General features: G+C 54.8%; 17 protein-coding genes. 15 read left to right on the plus strand and 2 right to left on the minus strand.

Annotated features, from left to right (window positions below; all coding sequences use genetic code 11):
• Window positions 1–14 precede the first annotated feature (14 nt).
• A complete protein-coding gene (locus tag ACRTGH_RS06750; protein WP_245529910.1) occupies window positions 15–128 on the minus strand; it encodes a secretion protein HlyD in 114 nt (37 codons plus the stop codon).
• Window positions 129–263: 135 nt separating this feature from the next.
• On the opposite strand from ACRTGH_RS06750, the gene ACRTGH_RS06755 reads away from it, so the two are divergent.
• The 3 genes from ACRTGH_RS06755 (at window position 264) to ACRTGH_RS06765 (ending at window position 2,062) form a co-directional block, all read left to right on the plus strand.
• Window positions 264–581, plus strand: coding sequence for an ArsR/SmtB family transcription factor (locus tag ACRTGH_RS06755; protein WP_009440323.1), 318 nt, complete (start codon window positions 264–266; stop codon window positions 579–581).
• A gap of 81 nt (window positions 582–662) precedes the next feature.
• A complete protein-coding gene (locus tag ACRTGH_RS06760) occupies window positions 663–1,676 on the plus strand; it encodes a permease (protein WP_368846642.1) in 1,014 nt (337 codons plus the stop codon).
• A 224-nt stretch (window positions 1,677–1,900) separates the two neighbouring features.
• Window positions 1,901–2,062 carry a hypothetical protein gene (locus tag ACRTGH_RS06765; RefSeq protein ID WP_368846641.1) on the plus strand — a complete coding sequence of 54 codons (162 nt, stop codon included), beginning with the start codon at window positions 1,901–1,903 and terminating at the stop codon, window positions 2,060–2,062.
• A gap of 78 nt (window positions 2,063–2,140) precedes the next feature.
• Here ACRTGH_RS06765 and ACRTGH_RS06770 read toward each other — a convergent pair whose 3' ends face one another.
• The gene (locus ACRTGH_RS06770; protein WP_368846640.1) at window positions 2,141–3,076 is read right to left on the minus strand and encodes a LysR family transcriptional regulator; all 936 of its coding nucleotides are present in this window, start codon (window positions 3,074–3,076) and stop codon (window positions 2,141–2,143) included.
• A 121-nt stretch (window positions 3,077–3,197) separates the two neighbouring features.
• Here ACRTGH_RS06770 and ACRTGH_RS06775 point away from each other — a divergent pair, with 121 nt between their 5' ends.
• The 12 genes from ACRTGH_RS06775 to panF all read left to right on the plus strand — a co-directional run bounded on the left by ACRTGH_RS06775 (window position 3,198) and on the right by panF (window position 15,528).
• The gene (locus tag ACRTGH_RS06775) at window positions 3,198–4,010 is read left to right on the plus strand and encodes an MBL fold metallo-hydrolase (protein ID WP_368846639.1); all 813 of its coding nucleotides are present in this window, start codon (window positions 3,198–3,200) and stop codon (window positions 4,008–4,010) included.
• 317 nt (window positions 4,011–4,327) lie between these two features.
• The gene (locus ACRTGH_RS06780) at window positions 4,328–5,083 is read left to right on the plus strand and encodes a class I SAM-dependent methyltransferase (protein WP_368846638.1); all 756 of its coding nucleotides are present in this window, start codon (window positions 4,328–4,330) and stop codon (window positions 5,081–5,083) included.
• Between the two features lie 213 nt (window positions 5,084–5,296).
• The gene (locus ACRTGH_RS06785) at window positions 5,297–5,638 is read left to right on the plus strand and encodes a hypothetical protein (protein ID WP_368846637.1); all 342 of its coding nucleotides are present in this window, start codon (window positions 5,297–5,299) and stop codon (window positions 5,636–5,638) included.
• A gap of 83 nt (window positions 5,639–5,721) precedes the next feature.
• Window positions 5,722–6,525 (plus strand): histidine racemase CntK family protein, encoded by an 804-nt coding sequence (locus tag ACRTGH_RS06790; protein WP_368846636.1) that lies wholly within the window; start codon window positions 5,722–5,724, stop codon window positions 6,523–6,525.
• A 12-nt stretch (window positions 6,526–6,537) separates the two neighbouring features.
• Window positions 6,538–6,669, plus strand: coding sequence for a hypothetical protein (locus ACRTGH_RS06795; RefSeq protein WP_368846635.1), 132 nt, complete (start codon window positions 6,538–6,540; stop codon window positions 6,667–6,669).
• Window positions 6,647–6,781 (plus strand): hypothetical protein, encoded by a 135-nt coding sequence (locus ACRTGH_RS06800; RefSeq protein WP_368846634.1) that lies wholly within the window; start codon window positions 6,647–6,649, stop codon window positions 6,779–6,781. Before ACRTGH_RS06795 ends, ACRTGH_RS06800 begins: the two co-directional genes overlap by 23 nt.
• A 168-nt stretch (window positions 6,782–6,949) precedes the next feature.
• Entirely contained in the window at window positions 6,950–7,405 is a 456-nt protein-coding gene (locus ACRTGH_RS06805) for a MarR family winged helix-turn-helix transcriptional regulator (protein ID WP_368846633.1), read from the plus strand.
• 28 nt (window positions 7,406–7,433) lie between these two features.
• On the plus strand, window positions 7,434–8,510 hold the full coding sequence (locus tag ACRTGH_RS06810; RefSeq protein ID WP_368846632.1) for an efflux RND transporter periplasmic adaptor subunit: 1,077 nt from the start codon (window positions 7,434–7,436) through the stop codon (window positions 8,508–8,510).
• A complete protein-coding gene (locus tag ACRTGH_RS06815) occupies window positions 8,507–11,554 on the plus strand; it encodes an efflux RND transporter permease subunit (protein WP_368846631.1) in 3,048 nt (1,015 codons plus the stop codon). The genes ACRTGH_RS06810 and ACRTGH_RS06815 overlap by 4 nt, the downstream gene beginning before the upstream one ends.
• A 231-nt stretch (window positions 11,555–11,785) precedes the next feature.
• Entirely contained in the window at window positions 11,786–13,654 is a 1,869-nt protein-coding gene (locus ACRTGH_RS06820; RefSeq protein WP_368846630.1) for a GGDEF domain-containing protein, read from the plus strand.
• 108 nt (window positions 13,655–13,762) lie between these two features.
• A complete protein-coding gene (locus tag ACRTGH_RS06825; protein ID WP_368846629.1) occupies window positions 13,763–14,038 on the plus strand; it encodes a YhdT family protein in 276 nt (91 codons plus the stop codon).
• Window positions 14,038–15,528 (plus strand): sodium/pantothenate symporter, encoded by a 1,491-nt coding sequence (gene panF / locus ACRTGH_RS06830; RefSeq protein ID WP_368846713.1) that lies wholly within the window; start codon window positions 14,038–14,040, stop codon window positions 15,526–15,528. The genes ACRTGH_RS06825 and panF overlap by 1 nt, the downstream gene beginning before the upstream one ends.
• Window positions 15,529–15,531: the final 3 nt, after the last annotated feature.

Here is a 15,531-nt window from a genome sequence, read left to right on the forward strand (position 1 = left end):
TTACTGTCCGTTCTCTAGGGAAGCACTGATAAATTCAGCACCGCCATCTTAGCACATCTTTTTTGCCCGCTTTTCGTTAGCAAATCCTCCACATAGCTTTGGCTATGCGTCCGGTTTGCTGCCTCAATCGGACGAAAAAATCTGCGCCAATCTGACGGACTTCATTTTATCAGTGATTCCCTAGAAAAACTATAATTTCATATTGACTTTTTTTGATTTGAAGCATATACTTAAATCAAGAAATTTGGATTTGAGGTGAGAGCATGGCAACTATTTATGAGGAAAGAGCAAAAATCTTTAAAGCTTTAAGTGATGAGCGTAGATTACGCATTTTAGAACTTTTGCGGAATGGAGAAAAGTGTACTTGCACTTTAACCGATGAAGTGAATATGCCTCAATCTTCGCTTTCCTATCACATGAAAATCCTATGTGAAGCAGGTATTGTGACAGGTCGTGAGGACGGTAAATGGACACATTACCAAATCAGCAAGCAAGGCAGTGAAAAGGTACTGGCTTTATTGAAAGATACGATTGCTATTGACGAAACAAATATGAGTTGTAATAAGTGTTCAAACACCTAAAAGCCGTTCCAATATGGCAACGGCTTTTTTTAGGAATATCAAATCGAAAATTCTTGATTTATAAGAAAGAGAGGTTAGGATATGCAGGCACTAAAAAGTGTTTGGGATTTCTTTCAGAATGAAATCCTCGGTATGAAATGGCTAAACCAACTGATAGGAAATCTGTTAGAAGCGTGTGGTCTATCTACTGAAACTCGGTTAGGGGGAAGCGTTCAGTTTTTCATTTACGACACCATAAAAATTATGCTATTGCTGGGCGTTTTAATTTTGATAATTTCGTATATTCAAAGTTATTTCCCGCCGGAGAGAACCAAAAAGATATTAGGGAGATTTCGAGGAATAAGGGCAAATATGATAGCTGCCCTTTTGGGAACAGTTACGCCGTTTTGTTCTTGTTCATCCATTCCAATATTTATCGGTTTTACCAGTGCCGGGCTGCCGCTGGGTGTTACGTTTTCTTTTTTAATTTCTTCTCCTATGGTAGACCTCGGCTCTCTTGTACTCCTTATGAGCATATTCGGCTGGAAAGTGGCAATCGTGTATGTTCTGCTCGGACTTATAATTGCTGTTGCAGGAGGGCGTTTAATCGAAAAACTACACCTTGAAAATGAAGTAGAGGAATACATTAAAAATGGAAAATCCGTTGATATTCCGCAGGAAGAATTGCACTTTAAGGATAGACTTCATTTTGCATGGGAACAGGATGTATCTACTGCGAAAAAGGTTGCACCTTATGTCTTGATCGGTGTAGGTATCGGGGCTATTATTCATAACTGGATACCGGAAGAAATCATTGTTAAGATACTCGGAGCTAATAACCCATTTGGTGTAATTATCGCAACTATTGCCGGAGTACCCATGTATGCAGATATTTTTGGAACAATTCCGATTGCAGAAGCACTACTGGCAAAGGGAGCATTGTTGGGCGTTGTTTTATCTTTTATGATGGGCGTTACCACTTTGTCCCTGCCTTCAATGATTATGCTTCGTAAAGCTGTAAAACCTAAACTTTTATGGATTTTTATCGCAATCTGTACGGTCGGAATTATACTGGTTGGCTATTTCTTTAACGCCGTTCAGCCAATACTAATCTGAAATGAGGTAGAAAAATACACTGCGAAAATGTAAAAGAATGTATTTGTCCTAAAATATCGTGCCAAAATCATGGGAGGTATTGTGCTTGCGTCATAAAGCACCGTACAACAGATAGTTTGCCTTATTGCTTGTTCCCGGATAATGGTGAGGATAAAAGCAATCGAAATCATTATGAGGTTTTGAAAAAACGCTTTGAAAGCGAAAAATAAATGGAGGTATTCATTATGTCATTATTTAACAGAAAAAACAAAGAAGAAAAAACGCCTGCGTGTGCTTGTAATGCCGGCTGCCCGACAAGCGAGGCAACAGAAATCAAGCTGGAAAAAGAGTGTTGCGGAAAAAAAGTGGACGGAATTTGCTGTATTGAGGTGTTGCCCCATGAGTGACCGACTTCTCCCCTATGAAACCATTGTAAAGGCACATGAGGGCGACCCCCATAGCAATAGAATGGTTCTGTTCATCAGTTACCATATGATACGATCCTTTCTCGTTTTTTTCAGCCAATCCAAGAGGAATTGACGGAATGTACGCGCCGCTTCGGTGAGGATGACGGTCTTGTCCTGTATGAGGCATACCTCCTGCCCCATATCTTTTCCGTCGCCAAGTTCTCGCATGACAATGTCTGGCTGTCTGTTCATGACGGCTGCGTAGTCGTAGCCGAGATTGATCGCAGGATTATGACGCAGCAGATCAACAATGAGGGATTCATCGGCAGTTTCGGCTAGAATCTCGATTTTGAGACCTGGCAGGAGGATGTGTTTGTCGATATTGTGACGGAAACAGTGATAGGCGCGTCCTTTACTGATGATCATTTGCCCGTCGAGATCTGTGTAGGTGATACGGCTCTTTTCTGCCAAGGGATGATGCGCAGAGAGACGAGCACAGTAGCGGGAGAAAAAGAGTACGTCCCCTTGAAAGCGTGTCTGATCAAAGGGGGCGGTGACAATGGAAAAATGAGATCGCTTTGTTAGAAGTCCCTCCATTGCATCGTCGTCTGTTGTATCGACAATGCTCAGAATAATGCTCGGATGAGCAGTATGAAAATCCTGTAGAAATTGCGCCCCCAGATAAGAAAAGACGTGATCCAGTGCAAAAATGGTAACGACACTTTTTGAATGGGTGGCGAGGGATTTCATGCTTTCGATGGATTGATATTCATCCAGCATACGTTGAACGTGGGGCAGTAGTGCTGCTGCATAATCGGTCGGAATGATTCCGCGTGGGGTACGGGTGAAAAGCGGCTGCCCAAGCTCCTCCTCCAATGATCTCATCGCTCTGCTGAGACCTTGTCTTGCAACATAAAGATGATCTGCTGCCGTCTGGATATTGCCGCAGCGATAGACTTCAATGAAATACTCCATCTGCTTTCGATTCATCTTCATACCTCCCGCCTGTTTCATCGGTATCTATTCTACTGCAACAATATTGTTGCGGCAAGCCCCGTTGTTTTTCTTGTCGTCATGAGGGAAGTACACTATACTGTGAAGCAGATCAACCAAATGATGAACAGGAGAAACACTTATGAAACTCACACAGATTCGCAATGCAACAAACCGTTTGGACTATGCAGGGAAAGTCTTTCTGATTGACCCGTGGCTTGCACCGAAACATCAGCTGTCGTTCGTCGATATTCCGGACATGCCGTTCCATGTCCCTGATCCGATGAAGGAGCATCTTCCAATGCCGTTCTATGATTTGCCAATGAATACAGAGCAGATTTTGAGCGGTGTTGACTACTACATCGTTACGCATCTGCATCCCGATCATATTGATATGGCACCGGACGGGACGGTCGGTGCGCCGCTTGATAAGGCATTTCCGGTCATCTGTCAGTCGGAGGAGGATGCCTCTGTTCTGCGGAGTTCCGGGTTTTCAGAGGTAATCGTCCTGCCGACAAGCGGTATGGAGTTCGGTGCGGCGAGACTGACCCGCGTCCCTGCCCTGCACGGCACCGTTGTTCCGTGCGGTGACGCGATGGGGATTGTGTTTGAGGCACCGGAGGAGAACACCTTCTATTTGGCAGGGGATACGGTCTGGTATTCCGGCGTAGCTGAGACACTGCGGAACTATCAGCCTGAGGTGATTGCCCTGAACTGTTGTGCCGCAGAGACCGTGGAAAACGGACGCCTCATCATGAACGATGAGGATGTTCACTGCGTTGCAATGACTGCGCCTAACGCCCGTCTTTATCTGACGCACTTGGACAACGTCGCACATGCTGCGCTTACGAGGCATACACTGCGAGGATGTTTGGCACGTCGCGGCGTGGTGAATTATGATATGCCATCCGATGGTGCGTCGGTTGAATATAAAGTCGCAACAGTCGGAGCTTAAGAAACCACTGATAAATTCAGCCACCCATCTTCACGCATCTGCACTATCCTCTCGTCGTCGACAAATCCTCAACGTAGCACCGCTACGCCTGCGGTTTGTCTCCTTGATAGATATAGCGCATCTGCGCAAATCTGGGCGACTTCATTTTATCAGCGTTTCCTTAATTCCTGTCATACGGTAAATTCTACACACAAAAGAGATTCCATTCGCTCTACCTAGCGTTTGGAATCTCTTTTTCTTTTGTAAAGAATCATTAGCCATCTTCCCCTATCCTGTGCTATAGTTTTCTTATATTTGAAACGTGGGAGGAAAGACCGTTGTTTGTAAAATCCTATCAAGATATAAATAAAGAAACGATTGACCGATGGGTTGAAGAAGGGTGGATGTGGGGAAAATCTACGTCTCATGAGGAGTATCTCGAAGCAAAGAAGGGAAATTGGAATGTTTTGCTGACACCTACGGTTTTTGTTCCGCATGAATGGTTTGGGACCCTGCAAGGAAAAAAGATTCTGGGATTGGCGTCAGGCGGCGGTCAGCAAATGCCGATTTTTCATGCGTTGGGCGCGGAGTGTACCGTGCTTGATTATTCCTCGAAGCAGATAGAATCTGAATTGCTGGTAGCTGAGCGGGAAGGCTATCATATCGATGCGGTTGAGGGGGACATGACGAAAAAATTCCCTTTGCCAGAGGAAAGTTTTGATATTGTATTTCATCCTGTTTCAAACTGCTATGTGGAAGATGTGGAATTTGTCTTTCGTGAGGCGTACAGAGTTTTGAAACAAGGCGGTATGTTGCTTGCTGGATTGAACAATGAAATCAATTATATGGTTGATAATGAAGAAAAAGAGATTGTTTGGAATATGCCGTTTAATCCATTGAAAGATGAAAAAGCTAGAGAGTACATGCTTGCGGAACGCTCAGGGATGCAGTTTTCTCATACGATGACTGAGCAAATCGGAGGTCAGCTGAAAGCAGGATTTACATTGCTTGATTTATATGAAGATACCAATGGCTTCGGCAGACTGCATGACATGAACATCAAAACCTATATTGCAACAAAATCTGTTAAATGAATAATTTATATGAAAGCAGATGATGAACAAGAATCGTCATGTTGTGCAAGGCGAGACAGGAGAACGTGAAGAGGCCATCGAGAGATCGGCTCCTTGCAGGTGATAAGTTCACAATTTTATGTAAATTTCTATCAGCAAGCAGGATTAAATCTCATAAATGAAGAAAAGTAACAAGCAAAAGAATCACTATTCCAACAAAAGAGGTGCAGCTTTGTGGTTGTTAAATCGTATGGTGCGGTGACTTTCGGGGGCGACGGCATCCGTGTGTATGCGCCGAAAAACTTGCGCGAGCTGTACGATTTTCTCTTGGGCAAGGCGGAACTGCTTCCGTTGGAGGTGAAGCCCCGCGCATCAAGCGATATGGAAGCACCTTCGGCTGATTTCGCCGATGTACAGGGGTTGGAAGAAGGTTTGGAAAAGGGGATGGAAAAAGGCGTGACGGAAGTTGTGCTCAACATGCTGAAGAAGAAATGGCCGCGGCAGGATATTTCTGAAGTGTCCCAGTGGCTGCTGGCAAAGATTGAAAACCTGGGGAAGATGCATCAGCTTCTGTGAGGCTGTGATCGCTTGTGCTGCGCGCTTTTTGCTTGGCCTGTGGGAACAGCAAGCGGGGGCGCCTTTTTCTTGGGAGGCGGCTTATGGAGTTGGAGTTTATCAAGCTGAGTCCGTTGGGTAATACGACGGTATTTTTGCGGGGGGATGTCGGGACGAGGGAACACGCTGCGCTTTTGTGCGAGGCGATGGACTACAATCATCTGGCGGCGGAGCAGGCGGGTTTCCTCGTCGCGCCGCACTCCGAGGAGGCGCTTCTTCGCATCGAGATGGCGGGCGGCGAGTTCTGCGGCAATGCGACGCTTTCGGCGGCGGCTCTGGCAGCGGCCGAAGGCGCCGAGCCGCCTTTTTTTATCGAGTGCTCGGGTGCAGCGGAACCGCTTGGGGCAGAGGCGCGTCCGCTCGGCGCCGGACGCTGGCTGGCGCGGGCCGAGATGCCGCCAGCGCATGAGCTGCGGCGACTTTCTCTTGACGGACTTTCGTTTGGGGGCGCGGCAATCTGCGTATCGCTTCGGGGCATCACGCATCTCGTCGTAGAAGCCGCAGATCTTTCGGCGGCGGATTACGACGAGCTGCTCGCTCGCCTGATGCGCGAAACGGACGCTGATGCTTACGGCGTCGTGCCGTTTGAGCGCATGGGACGCGAGCACTTTCGCATCCGTCCCTACGTCGCCGTGCCGAGTGCTGAGAGTCGCGTCTTTGAGCGTGCCTGTGGTTCAGGCAGTTTGGCGCTTGCGCTCGCTTTGGGAGACGCGGCGGAGGGCACGCGAATCGCCGTCGAGCAGCCGGGTGGCACGCTCTTCGTTGAGCGCGGCACACGGCTTTTGCTCGAAGGCGAGGTGCTCATTTCCTGCCGCGGCACGGTGGAACTTGCAGGTGTTGCGCGATAAGGAGTCGGGAGTATGGGAAGAATGAACATACAGGAAATGGCGGACTGCATTGCTGCCGCATTTTTGCAGCATGAGCAGTATCGCGCGGAGCATCGCAAGGAATATGGGGAGGTGCTCGCGCATGTATTTGGACGCTCTGCATGAGGCATGGGATGCGCTGGTGAATGACAACGGTTGGATAGAGGTGGCGGATCCGGCGGAGGGGGAACAGCATGATGCGTTTCCGACGGGTCATGCATCTGCCACACAGAAATGAGGGGCGCCAATTTTTTGTGGCAATGGAAATAAAAAGTTGATATAATCAACTAAGAGCTTCGCTGCAAGCTTTCACTATATATGCCTGCCCATCCCTGCAGGAAAGAAGCAGGCGCGAAATTGCTGTCGCTGCATCTGGAAGGCGGGGAGGGGGGAGAGGAGGATTTCCATGGGGAATTTGCAGATTGCGCGCTATTTTGCCATTCTTGACAGGCGTTCGCGCAGCTATGTGTTGGAGGCCTGCCGACCGCTGAAGATTACCTATGCGGAATACATTTTGCTGCTGCGGATTTTCGACTGTGAGGGCGCGAGCCAGGAGGAGCTGGCGCGTGCCCTCCATGCGGACAAGTCGGCTGTGGCGCGCGTAGTTAAGCTGCTCGAGGCGAAGGGCTTCATCTGCCGCGAGAAGGATGCCGTCGACCGCCGCGTGAAGCGCATCTACTTGACGGAGTACGGCCGCATGCAGCATGGCTTCCTGCTCTCTGTCATGGATTGTTGGGTCGATTGGCTGGCCGAGGCGCTGCCGCCGGAGGAGCTCGATGTCGTGGCGCGGGGGTTTCGGCTCTTGGCGGAACGCTCGACGAATGCGGACTTTCGTGAGCTCGTCAGGAAAACGGAGCATTGAGGCTTTATCGTGTGGGGAGGTATGGGCTATGAAATATGAAGCACGAGGAATCTTGCTGCTCCTTCTTGCTGCCGCACTCTTTGCTGCGGCAGGCTGCGGCGATGCACCACCTGAGAAGGCGAAAGCGCCTTTGGTGCGCTTCGAGCGCACAGCGGCGAATGAGGCGGCGGGCGCGGTGAATTATGCGGGCAGTGTGCGCGGCCGCTATGAAAAGAATCTGGCGTTCCAGGTCGGCGGCCGCATCATCGAGCGCGCGGTCAATGTGGGCGACCGCGTGCAGGGCGGCACGACCCTCCTGCGCCTTGACGCCAAGGACATCGTCGAGCGCGCGAGCCAAGGCGATGCGCAGGTCAGCGCGGCGCAGGCACAGCTCGATCTCGCCGCCTCGAACCTCGCGCGCTACCGTGAGCTCTATGCGGCGCAGGCGATTCCGGCCGTCGTGCTCGACCAATACGAGACGAACTACGAGGCGGCGGCGGCGAGTTATCGGCAGGCGCTCGCACAGGCAGCGGAGGGGCACAATGCCGTTTCCTACACATCGCTCACCGCCGATGCGGCGGGTGTGATTTCTGCCGTCATGGCGGAGGCGGGACAGGTCGTCGCTGCGGGGCAGACGGTTGTGACGCTCGTGCAGACGGGGGAGCTTGAAGTCGAGATCGCCGTGCCGGAGGATCGCCTTGCCGATGTGCCGCCGGGCAGGGAGGTCGCCGTATCCTTCTGGGCACTCGGTGCGGGTACGGTTCCCGGTACGGTGCGCGAGGTTGCGCCAATGGCGGATGCGGCATCGCGCACCTATCGCGTCCGCGTCTCCGTGCCGGAACCGCCCGCAGGGCTGGCGCTCGGCATGACGGCGAACGTGGCGGTGGGAAAGGCGCCTACGACAGCCGTACGCCTGCCGCTTACGGCGATTTACCAGCCGGGCGATGCGCCCTCGGTCTGGCTCGTCGGGGAGGACAACAAGGTATTCCTGCAAAAGATCACGGTGGATGGATACGACGGCAACGATGTGCTCGTCCGGGGGCTGCCGGACGGCGCAGTCGTTGTGACGGCGGGCGTTCACAAGCTGAGGGAAGGCGATGTGGTGAGGCTGGGTGATGCACAATGAAGAATCTCGCGGAAGTTTCCTTAAAGAATAAGGGCCTCGTCTGGTACTTCATCATCGTCATCCTCCTCGGCGGCATCTTCGCTTATGCAAAGCTCGGCCGGATGGAGGATCCCGATTTCACGATCCGTCAGATGGTCGTGTCCGTTGCTTGGCCGGGGGCGACAGCGGAGCAGGTGGAGGAGCAGGTCACGGACAAGCTCGAAAAGAAGCTGCAGGACGTACCCGGCCTCAAGGAGCTTAGGAGTTATTCGCGTGAGGGGCGGGCGGTCATTTATGTGACGCTGGACGACAAGACGGAGAAGGAAGATATCCGCCCGACGTGGCGCGACGTGCGGAACCTCTGCGAAGATGAGAAGAGCGCACTGCCTGACGGCGTTTACGGACCGTACTACGACGACCGCTTCGACGATGTTTTCGGCTCGGTCTACGCTGTGACGGGCGACGGCTGGTCTTATGAGGAGATGCGTGCACAGGCGGAAAAGACGCGGCGCGATCTGCTCTCTGTCGAAAATGTGCAGAAAGTCGAACTCATCGGAGTGCAGTCTGAGAAGATCTATGTCGAGGCGGCGCGCGAGCGTCTCGCGCAGCTCGGCATACCTCCGGATGCCATCGCTGCGGCCATTCAGACGCAGGGCAAGATGATACCGGCGGGCATGATTGAGACGGAGACGGATAACGTCTATGTGCGCGTCACGGGCGCTTTCGATGATGTCGAGGCGATTCGCGCACTGCCGATCCGCGCTGCAGGACGCACCTTCCGCCTTGGCGATATCGCGAGCGTCACGCGCCGCTATGCCGAGCCTGCGACCCCGAAGATGTACTTCAACGGCGAGCCCGCCGTGGGCATCGCCGTTTCCATGCGTCCCGGCGGCAACATCCTGACGCTTGGTGCGGATCTCCAGAAGGAGATTGCCGCGATCAAGGAGGATTTGCCGCTCGGCCTTGAGATTCACCAAGTGTCCGATCAGCCGCAGGTCGTCGAGGAGTCGATCGACGACTTCATCGCTACCCTGCGCGAAGCCGTCATCATCGTGCTCGCCGTGAGCTTTCTGACGCTTGGTCTGCGAACAGGGCTCGTTGTCGCCTGCTGCATTCCGCTCGTCCTGACGGGGGTGTTTCTCTTCATGTACGGTGCGGGCATCGACTTGCAGAAGGTGTCCTTGGGCGCTCTCATCATTTCGCTCGGGCTCTTGGTCGATGATGAGATCATCGCCGTCGAGATGATGAGCGTCAAGCTCGAAGAGGGGCTTGACCGCTTCCGGGCGGCGTCCCATGCTTTCCGCGCGACAGCGCTGCCCATGCTGACGGGCACGCTCATCACCTGCGCAGGCTTCATCCCCGTCGCCTTTTCCAAAGGCATGGCGGCAGAATTCTGCGCCTCGCTCTTCCCCGTGATTGCTGCGGCGCTGCTCCTGTCGTGGATCGTCTCCGTCATGGTCGCGCCGCTCCTGGGCTATCGCTTTATCCGCATCAAGGCGAAGCGTGCGGAGGACGGCAGTGCGGTCCTCTATCAGGGACGCTTCTATCAGGGATTCCGCCGCGTGCTCGATACATTTCTCGCGCACCGTTGGCTTGTTCTCGGCGGGACGGCTTTGGTCTTTGTCTTCTCCGTCGTTCTGCTGGGCCTTTGCCGGCAGGATTTCTTCCCGCCGTCGCTGCGCCCTGAAATCATCGTGGAAATGCGCCTGCCCGAAGGCTCGTCCATAAAGAATACGGATGACGAGGCGCAGCGTTTCGCCGCCTTTCTCGACGGCTTTGACAGCGAGTACAGGAACTACTCCGCCTATGTGGGCGAGGGTGCGCCGCGCTTCGTCTTGACGCTCGATCCCGTACTGCCTGCCGACAACTACGCGCAGTTCGTCATCGTCGCGAACGATAAGGACTCGCGCGAAGATTTGACGGCGAAGATTCGTGCGGAGCTTGCGGAAAACTTCCCGAACGTGCGCGCAAATCTCAAGTTCATCCAGACGGGGCCGCCTGCGGCGTACCCCATCATGCTGCGCGTCGAAGGAACGGACAAGGAAAAGGTCATGGCGCTCGCCAATGAGGTCGCCGATCTCGTGGCGGACGATGAGAACACACGCGATGTGAATCTTGACTGGCAGGAAAAGAGCAAGGTCATGCACCTCGCGCTCGACCAGGACAAGCTCAAGGCGCTCGGCCTTTCGACGCAGGCGGTGCAGCAGACGCTCTACACGGAGCTTACGGGCATGAAGGCGGCGGAGCTCTACGAGGGAGACCGTACGGTGGATATCATGCTGCGCCTCAAAGCGGAAGACCGTGACGACCTCTCGCGTCTTGAAGAATTGCCGATTTATCTGCCGCAGACGGGCTATGTGCCGCTCGCGCAGGTCGCGAAAATCTCTTATGGCGCGGAAAACGGCGTCATCTGGCGGCGCGACTTGAAGCCCGCCGTGACCGTGCGTGCTGACATCATCGAGGGCACGCCGATGGATGCGGCAAAGAAAGCGTATGAGGCGACGAAAGAGCTCAGGGAGAAGCTGCCCGCGGGCTATGCCGTTGAGCCGGACGGCAGTCTTGCAGACAGCGAGGACTCGATGGAATACCTTCTCGTGCCCGTGCCCGCCATGATCTTCATCATCATGACGCTCCTGATCTTCCAGGTGCGCGAGGGCCGCGCGATGCTCATCACGCTTCTGACGGCGCCCCTCGGCATCATCGGCGTCGCCTGCGGCATGTTCCTCACGGGCGAGCCGATCGGCTTTGTCGCCGACCTCGGCATCCTCGCGCTCTCGGGTATGATCATCCGCAACTCGGTCATCCTCATCGACCAGATACAGAAGCACATCAAAGCGGGCGAATCGCCGTGGCAGGCGGTCATCGATTCTGCCGTGCTGCGCTTCCGGCCCATCATGCTGACAGCGGCTGCTGCAATCCTCGGCATGATTCCTCTGATGACAAGCTCTTTCTGGGGGCCGATGGCCGTGGCGATTGCGAGCGGCCTCTTGGCGGCGACGGTTCTGACGCTGCTCGTCCTGCCCGTGATGTATGTCGTCGTCTATCGTGTGCGGCGCGAAGACTGAATACGATGCGGAAGGTACGAGGAGAAAAAATAGGAAGAAAGATGAGTTTAGCGAAATACACTAGACTATTGTACTAAGATGTGATATATTGAAAGAAGGACGTGTGGATGCAGCCTGTGTCCACACGTTTTTTTGACAGGCAGGGTGAAATATGCCGGCGGCGGATTTTGCAGCCGTGCCTGGCCTTGAAAGATCGGACGACGGCAATCGATGAAGCGGGAGGTGGGGAACATGGAAAAGAAAAGCGGCATCGCAGGGCTTTTTACGCTTGTTTTGGCGTTGGCGTATTTCCTCCTTTGCGCCCCGATGCCCATGCCCCGTGCTGAAGCAGCCAACGGCGTATTCGGTTGGAAGGCGCCCCTGGCGGAAATCGAGGTGCCGTCGGATTGGATTTACTGGCAGGGGGCGGCGCCTCCCGATGAGGAGACGGCGGCGGCGTTTTTCAGAGCAGCCGGCCACGGGGGGACGGCTCCGGAAGGCTGGCAGCATCTTGCATTCCCTTCGCCTCCGACGCTTGCTGCGGATACGCGCTATGTCTGGCTGGCGACGCGTTTGCCGGAGGATGGGAAGAGCGGCATGGCGCTCTTCTTCACTACGACAAACCAGGCCGTGCGCGTCTGGATTGACGGAAAGCTCATCTATGAATACGGCTCGATGGAGGACGGCACCTATAATTACGGGGAGCGCTGGCACTTGGTTCCGATGCCGGAGGGATATGCGGGAAAGAGCCTTGTTTTCGGTCTCCACTCCTTCGACTTGACGCATCTCGGCATCTTTAGGCATATGTATCTGCGCGACATGCGGACCAGCGTTTCCGATCTGTTTTTCTACGATATCCCGTTTGTGTTCGGTCTGTCACTCGTCTTCATGCTGAGCGCAATCGTCGGCCTTTACGGCCTCACGCTGCGCCATCGGCGGCGCGCTTACCTCTTTCTGCTGCTCTTTTTGCTGAATTATGGGGTTTGGATGATCAGCGCGTCGAACGTCAAGTCTTTCGTTCTGGATTGGGCGGCTTTTTGGTGGTATCTGCAGCTTCCGGCGATCTACGGCTTTCCCGTCTTCGCCTTCCTCTTCTTTGCGGAGCTTTTTCCCGTCAAGCCGCGGCGCACGATGCGCCTATTGGCCCTGCCGTTCGTCCTGCTGCTGTTTGTTTCGCTCCTGGGAGAAATCATTTTCTCGCGCGGCATGATCTTTTACAATATGGCGCTCTACTATCCGCTGGTGGCAATCCTGGCGCCCTGGGCAGGCTGGCTCCTTTGGTGCGAGGCGAAAAACGGCAATGCTTACTGCCGCATAGCCCTCGTGCCGGTCTTTGTCGTCTGTCCCCTGGGGCTTTTTGACGGCCTTTGGTTCTATTACCGGCTGTTTTCGTGGAATATGTACCTCACGCCGTTTGCCCTGCTCTCCATCGTGTTCCTCATCCTCAGCATCATACGCATGCGCATCCGTGATGAAGTGCGCAGCGAGGCTCTGCAGGCATCGTTGGAGCATGAGATTATGGAGGCGAAGGAAAGGGCGCAGATCGATCCGCTGACAAAATGCTTTAATCGATATAAGTTTCCCAGCTCCTTCTGCGAATGGGTGCAGGTCGCGGAACGGACGGACGGCAGCCTTGCTCTGCTGATGCTCGACATCGACTTTTTCAAGAAGATCAATGACAGCTACGGCCACGATGAGGGAGACCGCGTGCTCATCAGGCTTGCACAGGAACTGCGCGGCGTATTGGATCGCCGCCATATTTTGTTCCGCTGGGGCGGCGAGGAGTTCATCATCCTCTGCCTGCATTATACGCTGCAGGAAGCGGCGGAATTTGCCGACGGGCTGCGGGAGAAAATCGCCGCCGCGCCCATTTGCCGCTATCAGTCCATCCAGTGCAGCATCGGCGTGGCGATGTGGCACGGTGCGGCGCGCGACACGTCGGCGGCCTTCCTGAAGCGTGCGGACGATGCGCTCTATCAGGCAAAGTCGCATGGCCGCAACCGCGTGGAGCGGGAAGGCCCGGGCAGCCTGGAGCGAAGCCTGGCCGTCACGCAGGGAGCGGAGAGCGTGGAGCTCAGGAAGAAAAAAGAAGCAGGAAAAAAGGACATGGGTGAAGAATAGAAAAGAGCCGGAAAAGGAGCTTGTTCCGTGCAGGGGCAGGCTCTTTTCGTTTATCGATCAGACGGGGTTTCCCGCTGATACGTTTTTCGGAAAGGAAAATCGAATACCATGACAAACAAAGAGAAGTACCGCCAGGTAAAGCGCGAGGCCATAGCCACAGGACTGGCACTCGCCGCGCTCATCGTCTACTGGATCTTGGCCGGCTTCGGCACGGCGAATTTCCTCGACAATGGGATCCGCATTGCAGGGCTGCCGCTCTGGGTCGTTTTGGGCACGTTCGGCACATGGACGATGGCGATGCTCATCGTTGCCCTCTTGCTGCGCTTCGTCTTCCGCGACATGCCGCTTGACGACGAAGAGGCACGGAAGGGGGGCAAGGCGTGATGGAAAAGCTCAGCGTCCTCGTGCCGCTCCTCGCTTTCATGGGGCTTATGCTCGCCGTCAGTTTCGCCGTGCGCGTGCGCCGCGAAAAGGGCGGTGCGGGCTTCGTCTCGCAGTATTTCATCGGCAACCGAGCGATCGGCGGCTTCGTGCTCGCCATGACGACGGTCGCGACGTACAGCTCCGTCAGCTCGTTTGTCGGCGGGCCGGGCATGGCGTGGAAGGTCGGCTTTGGCTGGATCTACATGGCGGTCGTGCAGGTCACGGCGATCTTCCTCGTGCTCGGCATCTTCGGCAAGCGCGTCGCTTTGCTTTCGCGCCGGCTTGACGCCGTGACCATCGTCGACATCATCCGCGCGCGCTTCGGCTCGGATGCGCTCGCGAACCTTTCCGCCTTCGTCATCGTGCTGTTCTTCCTCGGCACGATGACGGCGCAGTTCGTCGGCGGGGCGAAGCTCTTCGAGGCGGTCACGGGCTACGGCTACTTCACGGGGCTCGTGCTCTTCGGCGCCGTCGTCGTCATCTACACGGCGATCGGCGGCTTCCGCGCCGTCGCGCTGACCGATACGCTCTGTGCCGTCATGATGATGATCGGCATCGTGCTGCTCTTTTACTTCGTGCTCGATGCGGGCGGCGGTTACTGGGCGATTTTGGAGACGATCGAGCGTGACCATCCGGCGATGCTGGAGCCTCTGTCTGCCGGCAATATGCCGCTCGGCCTCTACTTCACGCAGTGGCTGCTCGTCGGCATCTGCACGATCGCGCTGCCGCAGTCCGTCGTGCGCGGCATCAGCTACCGCGATACGCGCGGACTGCATCAGGCGATGCTCATCGGCACCTTCGTCATCGGCTTTATGAACATCGGCATCAACTTCACGGGCATCCTCGCGCACGGCGTCCTGACGGGTCCCGTGACGGACTACGGCACGGTCGACAACATCATCCCGCAGGCGATCGCGCGCTCGATGCCGCCCGAACTCGCGAGCATCGCCATCATCGGTCCCCTGGCGGCCTCGATCTCGACCATCTCGGGGCTTCTGATCGTCGCCTCGTCTGCGATCATCAAGGACGTCTACATGCACGAGAAAATGAAGAAGGGCATCGTTCCTTCGATGCGCCGCCTGCGCTTTTTGTCCATAGCGTCGACCGTCATCATCGGTGCGCTCGTCTTTATCCTTGCGGCCTCGCCGCCGAACCTCATTTGGCTCATCAACATGTTTGCCTTCGGCGGCCTTGAGACGGCATTCCTCTGGGTCATGCTCTTCGGCCTTTACTGGCGGCGCGCCAACAAGACGGGCGCGATGCTCTCGATGGCGGGTGGTACCGTCGTCTACTGCGCGGCGCAGGCGCTGAAGATTCATGTATTCGGACTTCATCCCATCGTACTGGGGCTTTCGTCTTCCCTCGCGTTCTTCCTGCTCGGCACATATCTCGGCAAGCCGACATCCGCAGAGATGCTGCGCGTATTCTTTCCCGCAGGGAAGGAGAAATAGAAG

This window comes from Selenomonas oralis, from assembly GCF_051603425.1.
Classification (GTDB): domain Bacteria; phylum Bacillota; class Negativicutes; order Selenomonadales; family Selenomonadaceae; genus Selenomonas; species Selenomonas sputigena_A.

Coding starts and splice junctions, on each gene's coding strand:
- ACRTGH_RS06755 (WP_009440323.1), top strand. CDS start 264: ATGGCAACTATTTATGAGGAAAGAGCAAAAATCTTTAAAGCTTTAAGT.
- ACRTGH_RS06760 (WP_368846642.1), top strand. CDS start 663: ATGCAGGCACTAAAAAGTGTTTGGGATTTCTTTCAGAATGAAATCCTC.
- ACRTGH_RS06765 (WP_368846641.1), top strand. CDS start 1,901: ATGTCATTATTTAACAGAAAAAACAAAGAAGAAAAAACGCCTGCGTGT.
- ACRTGH_RS06770 (WP_368846640.1), bottom strand. CDS start 3,076: ATGAAACAGGCGGGAGGTATGAAGATGAATCGAAAGCAGATGGAGTAT.
- ACRTGH_RS06775 (WP_368846639.1), top strand. CDS start 3,198: ATGAAACTCACACAGATTCGCAATGCAACAAACCGTTTGGACTATGCA.
- ACRTGH_RS06790 (WP_368846636.1), top strand. CDS start 5,722: ATGGAGTTGGAGTTTATCAAGCTGAGTCCGTTGGGTAATACGACGGTA.
- ACRTGH_RS06795 (WP_368846635.1), top strand. CDS start 6,538: ATGGGAAGAATGAACATACAGGAAATGGCGGACTGCATTGCTGCCGCA.
- ACRTGH_RS06800 (WP_368846634.1), top strand. CDS start 6,647: ATGTATTTGGACGCTCTGCATGAGGCATGGGATGCGCTGGTGAATGAC.
- ACRTGH_RS06805 (WP_368846633.1), top strand. CDS start 6,950: ATGGGGAATTTGCAGATTGCGCGCTATTTTGCCATTCTTGACAGGCGT.
- ACRTGH_RS06810 (WP_368846632.1), top strand. CDS start 7,434: ATGAAATATGAAGCACGAGGAATCTTGCTGCTCCTTCTTGCTGCCGCA.
- ACRTGH_RS06815 (WP_368846631.1), top strand. CDS start 8,507: ATGAAGAATCTCGCGGAAGTTTCCTTAAAGAATAAGGGCCTCGTCTGG.
- ACRTGH_RS06820 (WP_368846630.1), top strand. CDS start 11,786: ATGGAAAAGAAAAGCGGCATCGCAGGGCTTTTTACGCTTGTTTTGGCG.
- ACRTGH_RS06825 (WP_368846629.1), top strand. CDS start 13,763: ATGACAAACAAAGAGAAGTACCGCCAGGTAAAGCGCGAGGCCATAGCC.
- panF (WP_368846713.1), top strand. CDS start 14,038: ATGGAAAAGCTCAGCGTCCTCGTGCCGCTCCTCGCTTTCATGGGGCTT.